The organism is Variovorax boronicumulans (assembly GCF_009811375.1).
Classification (GTDB): domain Bacteria; phylum Pseudomonadota; class Gammaproteobacteria; order Burkholderiales; family Burkholderiaceae_C; genus Variovorax; species Variovorax boronicumulans.
In genome coordinates this window covers 1,406,595-1,424,980 of sequence record NZ_BKDH01000001.1, presented here as the reverse complement: position 1 = coordinate 1,424,980, position 18,386 = coordinate 1,406,595, and the positions used below count along the sequence as shown (strand labels likewise).

The following is an 18,386-nucleotide window of genomic DNA, read 5'->3' as shown; positions in this document are numbered from 1 at the left end:
CTCCCTTTGCTTTCCCCCTCAATCTGAAATTAATTGTTACTCACACGTCGCGATCCATTCACTTGCTCATATGGAAGGCATATCCATCGCCGTATTCATCTCCGCTCAAGGCGATCTTCCCTCGACAGCCAGGCGATCGAAGCCTTTGCGAATTCCGTCCGATTGAATTACCCGATTTATTTCCAATTTTCAACTACGGGATTCCGTAGAAAATCGGGGCGGGAATTCCCTATTCCTTGCCGGCAAAGACTCGCTGCTCATGAATGGCGCGCCAACGCCTCAATTCATCGCAGCCGATTCACAACTGAAAGAGGATGTGCATGCCATCCTGCAATGAGAACCTTTGCCATAAGAATTAATTGATGCAATGCACAAGCCGAGGGTCCGGCCGCAATTCGATCGACCGGGAACCGGGCCACATCCGGCCATGTCCAGCCGGCTGCCGCGCACCGCGAGGAGCGGGTCTGCGGCACGGGGTTGTAACCATGTGCGTGACCGCTGAAGAGGCACGGCAGGCCGCTCGGTCGACTCCGGAAATGGACCGCAGCGCGCCTTCAGGAAACTTCGCGCGGCCTCGTCGCTTTGATGTAATTCGAAAGAATCAACAACATCCGCTTGCAGATGCGAGGCCGGTCGAGCACCCGGTTCGGCGGGCCATCACGCCCCCTGCGTACGCCCGCGCAGCTTCGACTGCTTAACCCGGCAATATTTAACGATTCAAGATAATTGTTACGTTTTTGGAGCATCTGCAGCCCCCCGATTCCTGCCTTCGCGGGGGTCTGTTGCACAGGGCGCGGTGATACTGTTCCGGCCCCGAATCTTGCGTTCCTGGTGTGCGCACTGCGCGCCGGAGGACACGAGGCGTGGCACATCATCCAACTCGCTCATGTAAGAAAAAATGAACAAACTGCTCGCACTCATCTTCGTGGCTGCCGCCATCACCGCTTGCTCGAAGCAAGAGTCCACGCCCGCAGCGCCGGCCGCTCCCGCAGCACCTGCTGCCACCGCCCCGGCCACGCCGGCACCCGCACCGGCCGCCAGCGCACCGGCTGCTGCCGCGCCCGCTGCCACCACGACGGCATCGGCCGACGTGCCCAAGGAATGCCAGGAGTACCTGGACAAGGTGAGCGCCTGCGTGGGCAAGCAAAGCGGCGCCGCCGCCGACGCCCTGAAGTCCAGCCTCGAGCAGACCAAGGCCACCTGGGCCAGCTACGGCGCCAACGCCGCCCAACTCGGCGCTGCCTGCAAGGCCGCTTCCGACGCCTTCGCCGCACAAGCCACGGCCATGAAGTGCTAATGCACTGAGTCGCTGACGCCGGCGAGGTTGCCCTCGCCGTGCGACGCGACACACCTCCTCGTCACCGACGAGGAGGCGCCGCTCCCACTACAGCGGACGGCGCACCAACGGTTCCTGTCAGACCGAAAGAATCCAGTCCCATGACAGACCTCCTCACCAACCTCACCTGGCACGCCCTCTCGGGCCCGCATGCGTCTTTTGCCGCCGGCACATCGACCGCACGCCGCTACGCCACAGGCTTCTCCCCCATCGTCGGCTTTGCCGACGCACTGCATCCCGACCTCGACGCGCTGCTGCCCTTCTGCACGCCGGACGAGCACTTCTATGCCATCGGCTGGTCGCGCCCCGCGCCGTCCACCTGGCAGGTCGACATGGAATCGGTCATCGTGAAGATGATCTGGGACGCGCCTGCGCCCGTGGCCGACACGCTTCCTGATGTGGTCCGACTGGGCGCGGCAGATGTAGAACAAGTGCTGGCCCTGGCCGACCTGACGCGCCCCGGGCCCTTCTCTACGCGGACCATCGAACTCGGCGAGTACTTCGGCTGCTTCGACGACAACGGCCGGCTCGTGGCGATGGCCGGCGAACGCATGGCCGCCGGCACGCTGCGCGAGATCAGCGGCGTCTGCACGCACCCTGATGCGCAAGGCAAGGGCTACGCGAAGCGGCTGGTCACGCGCCTGGTGGCGCAGCAGATGCAGCGCGGCGAAGTGCCGGTGCTGCATGTGATGCAAGGCAACGCGGGCGCGCGGCGCATCTATGAGCGCATGGGTTTTCGCGTGCACAGCGAACCGGTGGTTCGCGTGATCTCTCGGCGCTGAACAGCGCCGCGCCTGCTGCCCGAATCAGGCGGCCGCCACCCCACGCTCGCTCGTGATCTCGGCGCCTTCGCGCATCGTCTTCGTGACGGGCGTGTTGGCCACCACCTCGAGCAGCCGGCTCCACTGCGCATCGGTGAGCGGTGCGCTGGCGTGCAGCACGCGGTGGATGTGCGCCTTGCCGTCGGGGTCTTTCGAAAAGCTCAGCTCGGCCTTGAACTCACCGAGCTCCCAGCCCTTGCGCTGGGCGTACATCCGCAGCGTGATCGCGGTGCAGGCGGACAGCGCGGCCAGGTAGTAGTCATAGGGCGCCGGCCCCGCGCCCTGCCCGCCCAGCGACGCCGGCTCGTCCGCCACGAGCTGGAACTTGCCGACCTGGATGCGGTGGTTGAAATTGACGTCGGTGGAGACGATCGTTGCGGTGTGGCCCATGGGGTGTGCTCCTGTTGACAAGCAAGCATTCTGGCGCGCTCAGCGGTCCAGCACCGCGTGCGGCCAGCGCCCCGCGTCCACGCGCTCCTGCACCACGGCGCGCAGGATGTCGATGAGCACTTCGGTCGCGCGTGACGGCGGCCGGTCGGAAGCGCGGGCCAGCACGCGGCGCAGCCGCAGCCCCTCGATGGGAATCGCGACCAGCCGGCCGGCCTCGATCTCATCCTGCACGACCGCTGCGAAGTGGACCGTGAGACCCAGGCCCTCTTCCACCAGGCGGGCCGCCACGCTCAGGGTCTCGACCTCGACCACCGGGTTCAACACCACGCCCGCGCGTGCCGCCGCGGCCTCCAGCTCGAGCCGCACACCCGACTTGGACACGCCCGTCATCACCAGCGGCAGGCCTGCCAGCCGGGGCAGCTTGATCTTCGTCATGCGCATCAGCCGCGTGTCGTCAGTGCGGCCGATGAGGCACAGCGATTCGGTCATGAGCGGCGTAGCCAGCACGTTGGCCAGCTGCATCGGGCCGTTGAGGATCGCGACATCGACCGCCCCCTGCTCCAGCATGCCCAGCAGCGATTGCGAGAAGCCTTCGACGATGCGCAGCCGCACATCGGGGAACTGCTCGCGCACCGCGCGCGCCAGCGGCACCGCAAGCAGCAGCGCGAGCGCGGGCGACAGGCCGATGGCCACGGGCCCGCGCGGGTCGCGCTGGCGCGCCGTCATGTCCTGCTTCATCTGCTCGGCATAGCGCAGCAGGAACGACGCGCGCTCCATGAGGAACACGGCCTCCTCGGTCGGCGTGGCGCCGCGCGCGTGCCGCTCGAACAGGCGCACGCCCAGCTCTTCCTCGAGCAGGCGAATCTGCCGGCTCAACGCCGGTTGCGCCACGTGCAGCACGGCGGAGGCGCGGCCGTAGTGCTGCTGCGTGGCGAGCACCACGAAATACCGAAGCTGTCGGAGGTCCATGCGGGGGTTCCAGGTCGCTGCCGCCAGCGCGGCCGAGGGTCACCGGACACCTCATACCGAAATGTTATCGAATCGCTCGAAAAATGGTAATGGACGCATGAAAGACCGTTGCCTACAGTGGGCCTCGCAGAACGTAAACCGCTGCCTTTTCGACGAATCCGAACCTCATCGCATCAAGGAATAGACATGGACCCCACCCTCCAGGAAATGGAATCCACCCGCATCGCCCGCTGGGGCAAGGTCGCGCCCTACGGCGAGACCTTCATCGAGAGCCGGCTGCCGGGGATGAAGAAAAACATCTACAAGATCATGAACCGCGGCGTCCTGGAGAACAAAGGCGTCCAGCCGGCAATTCCAGGCAACCACCGCTTCGGCGTGACCTTCATCGAAATCCCGGTTGGCCAGGGTGCCAGCCTTCACGCACACAAGACCGAGGAAGTCTTCTGTCCGCTGAACGGGCAGATGGAGGTCATCTGGGGCGAGAAGGGCCAGTACTCCGTGATGCTCAACCAGTGGGACGTGATCTCCTGCCCCATCGGCGTGATGCGCGGTTTCCGCAATCCGAACGATCACGCGCTGGTGGTGTATTCGGTCGTCGGTGGAACCGACGAAGAATGCGGGCGCATCGCCTGGCACGAGGATGTCGTCAGGGCTGCAGAGGCCACTGGCCTGGTCTACGGCACCGACGGCTACATCAAGGAGACGGTGCCAGAAACAAAGTAGTCGCCGCGCCGACCGCCCGAACTGCGCAAGGCTCATAGGCACCGCCCGAGGAGACAAAAAAATGACGATCCCCCACGACTTCCAGGCCGCACGCCGCATGCCGACATGCGGCGTGGCCCACGGCATGAGCCGGCGACACGCCCTCGTCGCGACGCTCGCGGCGCTGGGCGCCGGCCTGGTCCGCGCCCAGCCGGACTGGAGCCCCAAGGGCCCCGTGCGCATCGTCGTTCCGTTTGCCGCCGGCGGCACCTCGGACATCATCGCGCGCATCGTGGCCGTGCGGCTCGCGCAAGCACTGGGCCAACCGGTGCTCGTCGACAACCGCGTGGGCGCCGGCGGCAACATCGGCATCGCCTCGGTGGCGCGCGCCGCACCCGACGGCCAGACGCTGCTGCTGGTGTCGTCCGCCTTCGTGACCAACCCGGCCCTGTTCGCCGACAAGCCCCCGTATGACCCGCTGCGCCAGTTCGCACCGGTGTCGCTCGCCGTCAGTTCACCCGACGTGATCGTGGTGCCGGCCGCGAGCCCGCTCACCAGCCTGTCGGCCCTGATCGACGCCGCCAAGCGCCGGCCGGGCGCGCTCACCTACTCGACGCCGGGCAAGGGCAACAGCGTGCACCTGGGCGGCGAGCTGCTGTGGCAGCGCGCCGGTATCGAACTGCTGCACGTGCCCTACAACGGCGCGGCCCCCGCCGTGCAGGCCGTGCTCGGCGGACAAGTCGATTGCGCATTGACCGCACTGCCGGCGGCCAAGGCCCACATCGCGGCGGGCACGTTGCGGGTGCTGGCTGTCGGCAGCCGCGCACGTTGGGCCGAACTGCCGCAGGTGCCGACGGTGGCGGAGTCCGGCTTTGCCGGCTACCGCTCCGAGACCATGCAGGCGCTGTTCGCGCCGGCGGGCACGCCCACAGCCGCCATCGAGCGACTGCACACCGAGGTGCGGCGCATCCTGGCGCTCGATGAGGTGCAGCGCCAGACGCGCGACCTCGGCTTCGAGACGGTCGCGAGCCTGCCCGCCGACCTCGCCGCGCGCGTCGCAGAAGACGTGCCGCGCTGGACCGCCGTCGCCACCCGCGCGCGCATCCGCGCCGACTAACCGGCGCCACGCCCCTTCAGCCACAGCGGTGCGCCGATGCGTGCCGGGCGGCGCCGTGCCGATTTCGTTTTCTTCACTCTCCAGGACTTCCCATGATTTCTGTCGCCGAGACCCCCACGGACACCGAGGCACCGACCGCCCCGCGCTCGATTCCCGCCAACGCCGAAGCGCTGCTGCAGGCTGTGCTGGACGCCAACCAGGGCACGCACGACGCGCGCACCCGCACCGTGCTCGACGCGATGATCCGTCACCTGCACGCCTTCGCCTCGGAAGTGACGCTGACCTACGAAGAACTCTTCAAGGGTCTGGACTTCATGGTGCGCATCGGCCAGGCCACGGGTCCACGCAAGCACGAAGGCATCCTGCTTGCCGACATCCTTGGCCTCGCCACGCTGGTGCTGCTGATGGACGCCAAGGCCGTGCTCGCCGCGGGCGGCACCGAGCCTGCGCTCATCGGCCCCTTCTGGCGCGCGAACCAGCCGGTGCGGCCCAACGGCGTGCGCATTGCGACCGACGACACGGCCGGCGCGACGCTGCACGTGAAAGGCCGCGTGCTGTCGCTGGACGGCACGCCGATCGCCGGCGCCCGCATCGAGACCTGGCAGGCCGCGCCCAGCGGGCTGTACGAAAACCAGGACCCCGAGCAGGAAGACATGAACCTGCGCGCCGTCTTCGAGACCGATGCCGACGGCCGCTTCTGGTTCGAGAGCGTGCAGCCCTCGGGCTACGGCGTGCCCACCGACGGCCCCTGCGGCGAACTGCTCGCACTGCAGAACCGCAGCCACATGCGACCGGCGCACCTGCACTTCATCGCCATCGCGCCCGGGCACAAGGTGCTGACGACGCAGATCTTCGATGCACGCGATCCGTACGCCTACAGCGACGCGGCCTTCGGCGCGGTCGGCTCGCTGCTGCGCGACTTCGAGCCCGACAGCGCGGGCCACTTCCACCTCGACTTCGAGCTGCGGCTGGAACCCGGCGAAACGCGCCTGCCCACGCCGCCGCTGCCCTGAACCCACACACGCATTTCCTTCCCTCCACTTCGCACCACGAGACATCGCACCATGAGCACACCACCGCGCGCCCTTCGCCTCAGCGCCAAGGCCCCGAGCCCCGAGGCACTGAACCCCGACCTGGTCGACATCGCACAGCCCGAGACACCGGCCGGCTGCGCCATCGTCGAAGTCCTTGCCGCGGCGATCAACCCGAGCGACGTCAAGGCGGCGCTGGGCATGATGCCGTACGCCATCTGGCCCCGCACGCCGGGCCGCGACTACGCCGGGCGCGTGGTCGCCGGCCCGTCGGAATGGATCGGCCGCGCCGTCTGGGGCACCGGCGGTGACCTCGGTATCACGCGCGACGGCACGCATGCGCGTTATCTCGTGCTGCCCGTGGCAGCACTCGTCGCCAAACCCGAGCGCATCGCCATGGCTTCGGCGGCCACGGTGGGCGTGCCCTTCGTCACGGCCTATGAAGGGCTGCGCCGGGCCCACCTCGCAGGCCCCGGCCAGACCGTGCTGGTGCTGGGTTCGAACGGCAAGGTCGGGCAGGCCACCGTGCAGCTGGCCACGCGGGCCGGCGCGCGCGTGATCGGCGTCGAACGCGGCGCCACCCAATACACAGGCCATGCGAGCGCGCAGGTCGAGGTGATCGACGGCACGCGCGACGACATCGCGCAGACCGTGCTGTCGATGACCGATGGCAAAGGCGTGGACATTGCCTACAACACCGTCGGCTCGCCCTACTTCGCGGCGGCGCTTGGCGCACTCAAGGTGGGCGGCACGCAGATCCTGATCTCCACGCCCGACCGCAACGTGCCCTTCGACATCATGGCCTTCTACCGCCGCGATCTGCACATGCTCGGCGTGGACAGCCTGAAGCTCACGGCCAGCCAGTGCGCGGATGTGTTTCGCACGCTGCTGCCCGGCTTCGAGGACGGCAGCCTGCAGGGCTTCGACGTGAACGACGGCTCGGTGCTGCCGCTGGACCGCGCGCGCCAGGCCTACCTGCAGGTGCTCGAAGGCTCGATGGAGCGTCTGGTGCTGGCGCCCTGAGCGCCCCGCGCATCACTTCGGGGCCTGCCCGCAGGCAGGCCCTTCCCCCACAAACAACAAGGAGACAACGATGGACACCCATCGCAGGACATTGCTTCGCCTCACGGCAGCCGCAGGCGGCATCGCCACGCTTCCCGCCACGCTCTTCGCGCAGTCCGCCTACCCGAGCCAGCCCGTGAAGCTGGTCATTCCCTTCACCGCCGGATCGACCACCGACGTGGTGGGCCGCATCGTCGGCGAGCGGCTGCAGCAGTCCCTCGGGCAGCCCTGCGTGGTCGACAACCGCCCCGGTGCGGGCGGCACGCTCGGCGCCAGCGCGGTGGTCAATGCCGCGGCCGACGGCCACACGGTGCTGATCCACTCGACCGGCCACGTGGCCAACGCCGCGCTCTACCCCGGACTCAAGTACGACACGCTGAACGACTTCACGCCAATCACCATGCTGGCGTCGATGCCCAATGTGCTGGTGGTGCCGCCCGACCGCGGCTTCACTTCGCTGCAGGACCTCGTGCGCAAGGTGAAGGCCGGCCCGCAGAAGTTCGTGTACGGCTCTTCAGGCAGCGGCAGCGCCTCGCACATCGCGGGCGAGAAATTCCGCATCGCGACGGGCATCGAGGTCGCGCACATCCCTTACCGCGGCACGCCGCAGGCGCTCACCGACCTCATGGGCGGGCGGCTCGACTGGTTCCTGGCGCCGCTGGCGCTGGCCGCCCCGCTGGTGCAAGGCGGCAAGCTCGCCGCGTTGGCCATCGGCGCACCGAAGCGCTCACCGCTGCTGCCGCAGGTGCCGACCACCGCCGAAAGCGGCTTCGGCGATGCGGACCACCTGTTCTGGGTCGGCATGTTCGTCGCCGCGAGGACGCCGGAGCGCACCGTGGCGCACCTGCATGCCGAGACCGTGCGCGCCCTGAAGACCAGCGAGGTGCGCGCGCGCCTGGACAAGCTCGGCGCCGACGCAGCACCGATGCCGCAGCAGGCCTTCGCGCAGCAGGTGCGCGAAGAGATCGTGTCGACCACCGCGCTCATCCGCCGCGCCGGCATCCGCATCGACAGCTGATCACCCCTCGACCGCTCCGCTCCGAAAGAAAAACATGAGACAACAACACAAACTTCTGCTTGCCCTCGCGGCCGCGGGGGCGCTCGGCGCCGCGCACGGCCAATCGTCCGTGACGGTGTTCGGCAGCATCGACCTGAACTTCACCTACTCGAAGGCAGGCAACGCCTCGACGAAGGCCATGGACCAGGGCGGCTACCTGCTGCCCAGCCGCCTGGGCTTTCGCGGCGTGGAAGACCTGGGCGGCGGACTCGCGGCCGGCTTCTGGCTCGAGACCGCCGTGCTGCCCGACACCGGCGAGACGCAGGGCGGCTTCGGCCGGCGCTCCACCGTGAGCCTGATGAGCAAGGACCTCGGCGAGCTGCGCCTGGGCCGCGACTACACGCCCACGTTCTGGAACGTGTCGAGCTTCTCGCCCTTCGGCACGGTCGGCGTGGGAGGCAGCAGCAACATCGTCGAAGGCTGGCCGCTCGGCCTGGGCCGTGCGCGCACGCAGGCCCGTGCCAGCAACTCGGCCGGCTACTTCCTGCCGCGCGGCCTCGGCGGCCTGTACGGGCAGTTCATGTTCGCAGCGGCCGAAGGCACGCAGGGCGCCGGCTACCGCGGTGGCCGGCTGGGCTACGAGTCGGGGCCGCTCAACGTGGCGGCCGCCTACGGCCAGACCGCCATCGGCCCCGACGACTACCGCACGGTGACCGTCGGCGGCAGTTACGACTTCGGGGTGGTCAAGGCCTATGCCAACTACCTGCGCCATCGGCTGGGACGCGAGCGGCAGACGAACGCGCTGATCGGCGCGTCGGTTCCCGTCGGCGCGGGGCAGATCCGCGTGTCGTTCGCGCGCTCCGAGCGCTCCGGCCCCGGCCTCGAGACCGACGGCACCGCGCGCCAGTTCGCCATCGGCTACGCGCACCACCTGAGCAAGCGCACCACGCTGTACAGCGCCTACTCGCGCATCAGCAACCGCGGCAATGCTGCCTATGTGGTGGCCGATTCGTCGCCGGCCGGTGTGCCGGGCCAGCGCTCGTCGGGCATTCAGCTCGGCGTGAACCACGCCTTCTGAACGCAGCCCATGAAACGACCGATACGACAACGGCTCGTCGCGGCCGCCGCGGCGGCGCTCGCGCTGCTGTGGCTGCCCACGGCGCTGGCGGCCGACACGCTGTTGCTCAACGGCGAGCTCCTCACGATGGACCCGGCGAAGCCCCGCGCGCAAGCGCTCGCGGTGCGCGGCAACCGCATCGTCGCGGTGGGCTCGAACGCCACGATCCGCAAGCTGCGCACCGCGCACACCCGCGTCATCGACCTGGGTGGCAAGACGGTGGTGCCTGGGCTCATCGATGCGCACATCCATGCCATCCGCGGCGGCCAGGGGTTCACCTTCGAGAGCTACTGGTACGAACAGACCACGCTGTCCGGCGCACTCGACCAGCTCACCCAAGACGCCGCAAAGCGCGGGCCCGGCCGATGGGTCGCGGTGATGGGCGCCTGGCATCCGGCGCAGTTCGCCGAACAGCGCGCGCCGACGCCGCAGGACTTGAGCGCCGTCCTGCCGCACAACCCGGCCTACGTGCAGTACCTGTACGACTACGCCGTCGTCAACAACACGGCGATCGATGTGCTGGGGCTGGACACCGGCGCCGCGCTGCCGCCCGGCATCACGGTGGAACGCGATGCGCAGGGCCGGGCCACCGGCAAGCTGTTCGGCGGCATCGGGCCTTTCTCTGCGCTGTTCGCACGCATCAGTGCGCGCCCCGAAGCCGAGAACCGCGCCAGCCTGCAGGCCTTCTTCCGCGAACTCAACCGCCTGGGCGTGACCGGCGTCGTCGATCCGGCCGCGGGCGACCACGCGATCTACAGCCCGCTGTTCACGCTGTGGCGCGACAAGGCACTGACCGTGCGCGTCGCCTACCGCGCATCGGCCCTCGCGCCCGGCAACGAGACCGCCTGGTTCCAGACCAGCCTGGCCTACCTGCCGCCGCTGTTCGGCGACGACATGCTGCGCTTTCTCGGCGTGGGCGAAGTGCTGGCCTTCGGCATGAACGACGGCGTGCGCATGAGCGCGGGCTTCAACCCGCCGCAGTCGGCGCGCGACGAGCTGGCCCGGGCCGCGCTGTTCGCAGCCGAGCGCCGCTATCCGCTGGAGATCCACGCCTACACCGAAGACGGCGCGAAGGCCATCCTCGATGTGCTCGAGAAGGTCGCGCAGACGCGGCCCTTCAAGGACCTGCGGTGGGCGATCACGCACATCAACACGGGCTCCGAACAAACCTTCGAACGCATGCGCAAGCTGGGCATGGCGTACACGGTGCAGATGGGCCCGTACTTCGAGGCGCCGGCAATCCAGGAAGCCCACGGCGCCGAGGCTGCGCAGGCATCGCCGCCCACGCGCCTGGCGCTGCAAAAGGGCCTGATGGTGGCCGGCGGCACCGACTCCACGCGCGTCGGCGTGATCAACGTGTGGCGCGCCATCGAGTACCACGTGACGGGCCGCGCCGTCGGCGGTGCCGTGCAGCGCCGTGCCGACCACCTGCTTACGCGCGAGGAAGCCTTGCGCCTGTACACCGCCAACGCCGCCTGGCTCACCTTCAGCGAGCCGCACCGCGGTTCGTTGACGGTGGGCAAGCTCGCGGACTTCGCAGTGCTCGATGCGCCCTTCCTCACGGTGGCGCCCAACGCGATCCACACGATCCGATCCGTGCTGACCTTCGTCGACGGCAAGCCCGTGCACGCGACGCCACGCCACGGCGCCGCATTGCCACCGCGCACCGATGCGCGCGTGCTGAAGGCCATCGGCCACATGCACGACCATGGCGACGAAGCCGAAAGCGCGCCGCCTCGCCATTGACCGGTTGCCGTCGGAGCGCATGGCCGGCTGCGTCTCAGTTCTGCGCCGAGATCTTCTCGTCGCGGACCACCTGGGTCCAGCGCGTCACTTCCTTCGCGACGAAGGCTTGCGCCTCGGCCGGCGTGGTGGACCACGCATCGGCCGCCTGCAGCCGCAGGCCTTCAGCCACCTCGGGGCGCTTGAGCGTGACGCGCACCATCTCGGCGAGCTTCGCGACGATGGCCGGTGGCAGGTTCTTCGGCGCGCCCAGTGCGTACCAAGCGGTCACGTCGAAGTCAGGCAGCACGGTCTCGGCGATCGTCGGCACGTCGGGGTACAGCGCGAAGCGCTGGCGCGAGGTCACGGCCAGCGGCTTGACCTTGCCGCTGTCGATGTAGGCGCTCATGCCGGCCATCGACGTGACGATGATCGGCACCTCGCCACTCACCACCGCCAACGCGGTGGCGCTGCCGCCGCGGTAGGGCACGTGGTTGAAGCGCACGCCCGCCCGCGACTGCAGCAGCGCCGCGGCCAGGTGCATGCCGCTGCCGTTGCCGCCCGAGCCGTAGTCGATGGTGCCGGGCGCGGCCTTGGCCCTCTTCATCAGCTCCTGCACGGTGGCGAACTTGGCGTTGGGGTTCGCGATGATCGCGAACGGGCTCTGCGCCACCATCGAGATCATGGTGAAGTCGTTCACCGCGTCGTAGGGCAGCGCGCCGTAGAGGCTGGGCGCCGCCGCATGGCCGGAGGCCATGAGAAAGAGCGTGTAGCCGTCGGGTGCACTGCGCGCCACGTAGCGCGCGGCCATGGTGCCGCCCGCGCCCGGCTTGGCCTCGACGATGGCCGACTGCTTGAAGTGCTCATGGAACTGCGCAGCCAGCAGGCGCGCCAGGTGGTCGATGGGACCGCCCGGCGCAAAGCCGTGCACGATGCGCACCGGCCGGTTCGGCCAGCTGTCGGCGGCTTGCGCGTGCGATGCCACGGCGCCCAATTGCAGCGCGGCGAACGCGAAGAGTCTCAGTATTTTTTTCATGATGGGGTTCAGAGGATCGGGCGTGCGGCCTCAGCGCCTCAGACGAACTTGATGCTGGCGGCCTGTGCCCCCACGCGCTCTTGCGCTTCCACCAGCCGGGCCTTGAGGTTCGCCCAATCGACACCGAGCATCTTGCCGTGCCGCTTGCGCGCCTTGCCGGCGATCCACACGCTGTCGACATCGGGCGTGCCCGCGAAGGTGACGACGCGGTCCGCCAAGCTGCCGGCCATGCCGAAGCCGATGCGGTCGGTGCTCAGCAGCACGAGGTCGGCGCGCTTGCCGACGGTGATGGTGCCCGTCACGCCGCCCAGGCGCACCGCCTGCGCGCCCATCGAGGTGGCGAAGTCCAGGATGTCTTCCGACGTGTACCGGCCGACGTACCCGCGGCACTCGGGGTCGAGGTACAGGCTCCAGAACGTGGCGCGGATGTGCTCGAAGTAATCGCCCGTGAGCGCCAGCGAGATGTCGATACCCATGCCCGTGGGCACGCCGGCCGCGCGCGCACGCCCGTGCACCGACGGGCCCTTGCTCGGCGACATCACGTACGGGAACTCGCCCATCGCGGTCGCGCAGATCATGCCGCCGGTGTCGCGCAGCATCTTCAGTTCTTCCGACGTGAGCCGGTTGGCGTGGGTGGCCTGGTAGTCGGGGCCGAGCAGGCCGGCTTCGTGCAGGTCGGGCATGCCCGAATCGCGGTGGCCCATCACGCCCGGGGCGTGCGGTTGCTCGGGCTTGTGGATGTGGGCCGCGAGCATCTTCACGCCCATGCCGCGCGCACGCGTCCATTCCTTGCGGATGTCCTCGATACGGCTGCCGTTGTTGCCACTGGGTGCCAGGCCGAGCTGCAGCAGCGCCGTGCTGTCGGAGAACAGCTCCTTCTGCAGCCGCTCGGCGGTCTTCCAGTGCGATTCGTTGGTCATCGCGATGCGCTCGCCGTCGGCCTTGGCCAGCGAGACGGTATCGCCCGGCTTGTACGAGGACGACACGCCGAGCTGGAACGCGAACCAGCCGGCAATGCCGGAGTCGCGCAGGCCCTGCGCGGCGGCCATGGCGCGGTCTTCACTGGGCTGGCCGTGCGCGTAGTCGAGCACGGTGGTCACACCGGAGTCGATGGCCTGCAGGCCGCCGATCAGTTCCGCGAGGTAGTTGTCCTCGGGCGTCATCGAGACGATGGTGCGCATCTTCCACTGCTGGTAGTACGGCGCGTATTCGGCCGGGCGCGTTTTCACCAGGCGGCCCATGTCGATGATTTCCCAGACGTGGCGGTGGCCGTCGATCAGGCCCGGCATGAGCACCATGCCTTTCGCATCGATGACTTCGGCGTCGGGTGGCGCCTGCAGGTTCGGGCCGACGGCGGCAATGCGGTCGCCGTCGATCAGCAGGTCACTGCCGTGCAGGTCTCCCAGCTTGGGGTCTCGCGTCAGGATGCTGGCGTTCTTGATCAGGGTGTGCGTCATGTCTCACTCGGGGTTTCAAAGGGTCCGAGGATGTTGACGATTTCGTTTCGATCAATAAACGGCGTCCAAAGAAAGAAATGATTTCTTGAAAGGAAAAAATCTAGGCCGCTGCCGCCGCGTCTTCGGCTTCGAGCTGCCACTGGCTGTCGGCCGCAAAGCTGCGCGCCACGAAGTTCACGAATTCGCGCACCTTGGGCGACGGGCGGCGCGGCTGCGGGAACACGGCGAACAGCGTGCGCGGCTCGGGCACCACGCCGGGCAGCACGGTGTGCAGGTTGCCGTCGGCGAGGTGGCCCGTCACGAGGAACGCGGGCAGCAAGCCGATGCCCGCGCCGGCCAGCAGCGCCTCGCGCAGCACGAGGCTGTTGTTGCAGCGGCAGTTGCCGCCGACGCGCACCATGCGTTCGCTTCCCGCGTCGGTGAAGCGCCACTCGTCGGGCGTCTGGCCGCGCGTGTAGACCAGGCAGTTGTGGCGCACGAGATCCGCCGGCACATCAGGCGCGCCGCGCGCTGCAAGGTAGGACGGCGCAGCGACCAGCATGCGCGGCATCTTCGCGATGGCGCGGGTGGCACCGGTCGCGTCCTTCACGTGGTCGGCGATGAACAGCGCCACATCGACGCCCTCTTCCGCCGGATCGACGAAGCGGTCGTTGAGCGTCATGTCGATCGTCACCTCGGGAAAGCCGGCCAGGAAATCCGCCACGGTGCGGCCCAGGTGCGCCGTGCCGAGCGACACCGGCGCGCGCACTTTCAGCAGGCCGCGCGGCGTGGTCTGCAGCTGGCCGGCGGACTTCTCGGCCTCCTCCACGTCATCGAGGATGCGCACGCACTTGTCGTAGTAGCTGCGTCCGGCGTCGGTGAGATTGATGCGCCGCGTGGTGCGCGCCAGGAGCGGCGTGCCGATGTGGTTTTCGAGCGCCGCCACGTACTTGCTCACCGAGGCGTTGGACATGCGCATCTGCTCGGCGGCGACCGTGAAACTGCCGCGCTCGACCACCTTGCGGAACACACACATGGCCGTGAGGCGGTCCATATTCTTTCCTCTCAGGAAAACAGTTTTTTCTTCGGGCGATGTTTATTGTCAAAAATGAAAATGTCAACATCCTCGGACTCTTACAACCACGGAACGAGACATGACCCCACCCAAGATCGCCCCGCCCTCGGGCTCGGCGCCACCGGCCGGATTGACCCGCAAGGCTTTCCTCGGACTGTCGGCCGGCGCTGCCGCCGCAGCGGCCTTTGCGCCGCAGGCGATGGCGCAAACGCCGAAGCCCGCTGCGTCGCCACGCGGCCCCGCGCGACGTACGCTGATCCGCGGCGCCGACCTGCTCACGATGGACCCGCTGAACAAGGAGCTGCAGGCGACCGACGTGCTGGTCGAGAACGGCAAGATCGCCGCCATCGGCAAGCGCCTGCCCGCCGGCGATGCCGAGGTGATCGAGGCGCGCGGCATGATCCTGATGCCCGGCATGATCGACGGCCACCGCCACATGTGGCATGGCCTGGATGCAGGGCGCATCGTCAAGGCCGAACCCAATGCCTACGCCAAGGGCTACATCGGCTGGCAGCGGCGCACCATGGCCTGCATGACGCCCGAGGACAACTACCTTGCGGAACTGATCGGCGGCCTGCAGGCCATCGACGCGGGCGTGACCACCGTGCTCGACTACGCGCACGGCCAGCCCACCGAAGAAAAAGCGCTGGCCGCCGCGCGCGGCGTCAAGGACTCGGGCGTGGCCGGCTGGTTCACCTTCCAGCTCGGGCGCGCAACCGCCTTCGGACCGGGCTCGACGATCTCGACGGCCCGCGTGCATGCCGACCTCAACACGACCACCGAAACCAACTGGAAGACCGTCGAGCGCCTGCAGAAGGAGTTGTTCTCCGACAGCAACGGCCTGCTGCAGCTGGGCCTGGCGCCCTCGAACGCCACCGGCCGCCCCGTGGCCGAGGTGCGCAAGGAATGGGAACGCGCCCGCGCCACTGGCGTGAAGATGATTGCCGCGCACGTGCACAAGACGGCGCAGCCGCAGCCCGCCGGCACCATCGGGCACCGCGGCTCCGGCATCGTCGACCTGCATGAGGCGGGGCTGCTCGGGCCCGACTACCACGCGTCGCACGGCAACCGTCTCACCGACGATGAGCTCAAGATGCTGCGCGACACCGGCGGCATGCTCTGCGCCACGGTGGTCGGCGAGTTCCCCTACATGATGACGCCGCACCTCATGGCCTCCGCGCACGGCCGCGCGCGCCACGCCGGCGTGGCCACCGGCATCGGCATCGACGTGAACTCGGTGCTGCAGCAGGACTACTTCGAGCACGTGCGCTGCGCGTTCCTCAGCCTCTTTCTCGAGCCCGAGGGGCGCGAGATCGTGCGCGACTACAAATCGGAAGACACGCTCGACTTCGCCACCGCACTCGGTGCCAAAGCCGTGCGGCTGGGCAACGTCACGGGCAGCCTCACGGTCGGCAAGCGCGCCGACCTGGTGCTGCTGCGCACCGACCGCATCGGCTTCGCCATGCTGGGCAGCCTGGCCGACCGGGTGATGAACTTCGCATCGCAGGCCGACATCGACAGCGTGTGGGTCGCCGGCACCGCGCGCAAGCGGCACGGGAAGATGCTCGGCGTCGACTGGGCGAAGCTCAAGGCCCAGCAGGTGGCCGCGCAGCAGCGCATCGGGCCGCAGCAGGCCAGCATCACCTTCACGACCTAGCGCGTCGCGCGGGCCGCCCCGGCCTGCGGGCGTCGCGCGACGTTCTCGTCGCGCACGCCCTCTCCACCCCTGCTCACTGAACACCTCCGTGCAGCCCGTTCCCGGGCTGTCGTGGCGCCGCTCGTCCTGCGCCTTCCCACTTTCTGGAATCCACGCGATGAACAAATCCCTGATCGCCCTGGCCACTGTCTCCCTGGCCGGTGCCGCATCCGCCCAATCCTCGGTCACCGTCTTCGGCGTGATCGATGCGATGGTCAGCAGCTATTCGAACCGCTCCGAAGACCCGCGCGGCCTCACGCCCGCCGTCACCGTGCGCCGCACCGCCCTCGGCCACTCGGGCTACAACACCAGCCGGTTGGGCTTTCGCGGCACCGAAGACCTGGGCGGCGGCCTGGCCGCCAGCTTCTGGCTCGAAGCCCCGATCACCAACGACGACGGTGCCATGGGCATCGCGAACTTCTCGCGCCGCTCGACCGTGAGCCTCTCGGGCGGCTTCGGCGAGATCCGCCTGGGCCGCGACTTCACGCCGACCTTCTGGAACGACACGCTGTTCGACCCGATCAACACCAACGGCGCCGGCGGCAACCTGATCCTCGCGGCCAACACGGCCTTCGCGGGCAACGCGAACTACGTGCGGGCGAGCAACTCCATCGGCTACTTCCTGCCGCCGAACCTCGGCGGCTTTCACGGGCAGTTGCAGTACGCGCTGCACGAGCGCGACAGCTACGCTCCCGGCACCGCGACGCCACCGGGCGTGAACCCCGTCACCGGCGCGCGCAACCCGGGTGCGGTCGCGCCTTCTCGCGCAGGCCGCTACATCGGCGGGCGCCTGGGCTACGCGAGCGGACCGCTGCAGCTGGCCGTGGCCTATGGCGACAGCACGGTCGCCGACAACTACTACGCAGGCAGCACCGACTCGGTGAAGACGATGAACCTCGGCGCCTCGTACCACTTCGGCAGCGTCAAGCTCTTCGGCGAGTGGTCGCGCTCGCGGCACGCGCGCGACCTGGCGCAGCCCGCGCTCGGCGGCGGCCTGCGCAAGGTGGACCTCGAGGGCTACGTCGTCGGCGTCACCGTGCCCGTCGGCGCCGGGCTGATCCGCGCCGCGTACTCGCACGTCACCTACGACCAGGACAACACCGGCGCACCGTTCGGCGCAGCAAAGAACCCGAAGGCCGGCAAGCTGGCGCTGGGCTACGTGCACAACCTGTCGAAGCGCACCGCGCTGTACGCGACCGTGGGCCACGTGCGCAACAAGAACGGCGCGGCCTTGACCACGGGCGGCCCGGCCTTCGTGCAGAGCGCGGGGCTCACACCGAAGACGTCTACGGGCTACGACTTCGGTATCCGCCACGCGTTCTAGCAGGCCGGGGCGTCTGGGCATCGGCACCGCGGGCGCCCGAAAACATCAGCGCCAACGGGGTTGATCCAGACGCTCATAATGCTCGCCGGGCGGCCATGCCAGGGGTCGCCAGCCACCCGGCACAAGCGGGTGCGCCGCCTTCCTGCCTGGCATCGACGGAACGACACCATGAGCGCTTTGCACATGTTTCTACCGGTCTCCGAGCCCGCGCGCAGCGAGGCGCTGGCGCTTTTCATCAAGACACACCACGTGCCCCGCCACCTCGTGAGAGGCACCTCGCGCAAGATGCCGGACGACTGCGGTCCCCCCGCGCCGGTCCACACATCGCAGGAACAACCGCAGGCCGCATCCGCCCAGCCATCGGCCGCATCGGCCTAGGGCGGGCAGACCGCAAGGAAGACAGCCCTCGCCGCGCCGGCCGCGCGCGGCGCGTGTTCGTGCGCCCTTCTTGACCCGCCTCCGGCGGCCGCCGGGCCTCGCGTGCCACATCGTCGCGAGGCGGCCCGTCCTTCCATTCGCCTACACCGAAAGTCCGGGATAAAACCCACCTTCATC

At 68.6% G+C, this 18,386-nt stretch carries 16 protein-coding genes; 11 read left to right on the top strand and 5 right to left on the bottom strand.

All coding sequences use genetic code 11. The features are described 5' to 3' along the window. Positions 1-898 precede the first annotated feature (898 nt). Together VHAB30_RS06580 and VHAB30_RS06575 are read left to right on the top strand one after the other, a co-directional pair. On the top strand, positions 899-1,297 hold the full coding sequence (locus VHAB30_RS06580; protein ID WP_095745880.1) for a hypothetical protein: 399 nt from the start codon (positions 899-901) through the stop codon (positions 1,295-1,297). A 140-nt stretch (positions 1,298-1,437) separates the two neighbouring features. Next, on the top strand, positions 1,438-2,118 hold the full coding sequence (locus VHAB30_RS06575) for a GNAT family N-acetyltransferase (protein ID WP_159276237.1): 681 nt from the start codon (positions 1,438-1,440) through the stop codon (positions 2,116-2,118). 24 nt (positions 2,119-2,142) lie between these two features. On the opposite strand, the gene VHAB30_RS06570 is transcribed toward VHAB30_RS06575, so the two are convergent. Beyond that, entirely contained in the window at positions 2,143-2,547 is a 405-nt protein-coding gene (locus VHAB30_RS06570) for an OsmC family protein (RefSeq protein ID WP_159276236.1), read from the bottom strand. A gap of 39 nt (positions 2,548-2,586) precedes the next feature. After that, positions 2,587-3,516: a LysR family transcriptional regulator gene (locus VHAB30_RS06565; RefSeq protein WP_062472012.1), complete on the bottom strand. Its 930-nt coding sequence runs from the start codon at positions 3,514-3,516 to the stop codon at positions 2,587-2,589. Positions 3,517-3,702: 186 nt separating this feature from the next. On the opposite strand from VHAB30_RS06565, the gene VHAB30_RS06560 reads away from it, so the two are divergent. The 7 genes from VHAB30_RS06560 (at position 3,703) to VHAB30_RS06530 (ending at position 11,288) form a co-directional block, all read left to right on the top strand. Further along, a complete protein-coding gene (locus tag VHAB30_RS06560) occupies positions 3,703-4,239 on the top strand; it encodes a cupin domain-containing protein (RefSeq protein ID WP_070061211.1) in 537 nt (178 codons plus the stop codon). Between the two features lie 61 nt (positions 4,240-4,300). Then, positions 4,301-5,335: a tripartite tricarboxylate transporter substrate binding protein gene (locus VHAB30_RS06555; protein WP_159276235.1), complete on the top strand. Its 1,035-nt coding sequence runs from the start codon at positions 4,301-4,303 to the stop codon at positions 5,333-5,335. A 92-nt stretch (positions 5,336-5,427) separates the two neighbouring features. After that, positions 5,428-6,348 carry a dioxygenase family protein gene (locus tag VHAB30_RS06550; RefSeq protein WP_159276234.1) on the top strand — a complete coding sequence of 307 codons (921 nt, stop codon included), beginning with the start codon at positions 5,428-5,430 and terminating at the stop codon, positions 6,346-6,348. Positions 6,349-6,399: 51 nt separating this feature from the next. Further along, on the top strand, positions 6,400-7,389 hold the full coding sequence (locus tag VHAB30_RS06545; protein WP_159276233.1) for a quinone oxidoreductase family protein: 990 nt from the start codon (positions 6,400-6,402) through the stop codon (positions 7,387-7,389). Positions 7,390-7,459: 70 nt separating this feature from the next. Further along, a complete protein-coding gene (locus VHAB30_RS06540) occupies positions 7,460-8,446 on the top strand; it encodes a Bug family tripartite tricarboxylate transporter substrate binding protein (RefSeq protein WP_235926467.1) in 987 nt (328 codons plus the stop codon). A 34-nt stretch (positions 8,447-8,480) separates the two neighbouring features. Continuing rightward, a complete protein-coding gene (locus VHAB30_RS06535) occupies positions 8,481-9,503 on the top strand; it encodes a porin (protein WP_139702354.1) in 1,023 nt (340 codons plus the stop codon). Between the two features lie 9 nt (positions 9,504-9,512). Continuing rightward, positions 9,513-11,288: an amidohydrolase gene (locus VHAB30_RS06530; RefSeq protein WP_139702353.1), complete on the top strand. Its 1,776-nt coding sequence runs from the start codon at positions 9,513-9,515 to the stop codon at positions 11,286-11,288. Positions 11,289-11,322: 34 nt separating this feature from the next. Here the strand turns inward: VHAB30_RS06530 and VHAB30_RS06525 are convergent, their stop codons facing one another. The 3 genes from VHAB30_RS06525 to VHAB30_RS06515 all read right to left on the bottom strand — a co-directional run bounded on the left by VHAB30_RS06525 (position 11,323) and on the right by VHAB30_RS06515 (position 14,790). Further along, the gene (locus VHAB30_RS06525; protein ID WP_159276232.1) at positions 11,323-12,300 is read right to left on the bottom strand and encodes a Bug family tripartite tricarboxylate transporter substrate binding protein; all 978 of its coding nucleotides are present in this window, start codon (positions 12,298-12,300) and stop codon (positions 11,323-11,325) included. 38 nt (positions 12,301-12,338) lie between these two features. Then, positions 12,339-13,757 carry an amidohydrolase family protein gene (locus VHAB30_RS06520; RefSeq protein WP_159276231.1) on the bottom strand — a complete coding sequence of 473 codons (1,419 nt, stop codon included), beginning with the start codon at positions 13,755-13,757 and terminating at the stop codon, positions 12,339-12,341. Between the two features lie 100 nt (positions 13,758-13,857). Then, on the bottom strand, positions 13,858-14,790 hold the full coding sequence (locus VHAB30_RS06515; RefSeq protein WP_159276230.1) for a LysR family transcriptional regulator: 933 nt from the start codon (positions 14,788-14,790) through the stop codon (positions 13,858-13,860). A gap of 100 nt (positions 14,791-14,890) precedes the next feature. Here VHAB30_RS06515 and VHAB30_RS06510 point away from each other — a divergent pair, with 100 nt between their 5' ends. Together VHAB30_RS06510 and VHAB30_RS06505 are read left to right on the top strand one after the other, a co-directional pair. After that, positions 14,891-16,468 carry an amidohydrolase family protein gene (locus VHAB30_RS06510; RefSeq protein ID WP_235926464.1) on the top strand — a complete coding sequence of 526 codons (1,578 nt, stop codon included), beginning with the start codon at positions 14,891-14,893 and terminating at the stop codon, positions 16,466-16,468. A 157-nt stretch (positions 16,469-16,625) separates the two neighbouring features. Further along, positions 16,626-17,831 carry a porin gene (locus VHAB30_RS06505; RefSeq protein ID WP_159276229.1) on the top strand — a complete coding sequence of 402 codons (1,206 nt, stop codon included), beginning with the start codon at positions 16,626-16,628 and terminating at the stop codon, positions 17,829-17,831. Positions 17,832-18,386: the final 555 nt, after the last annotated feature.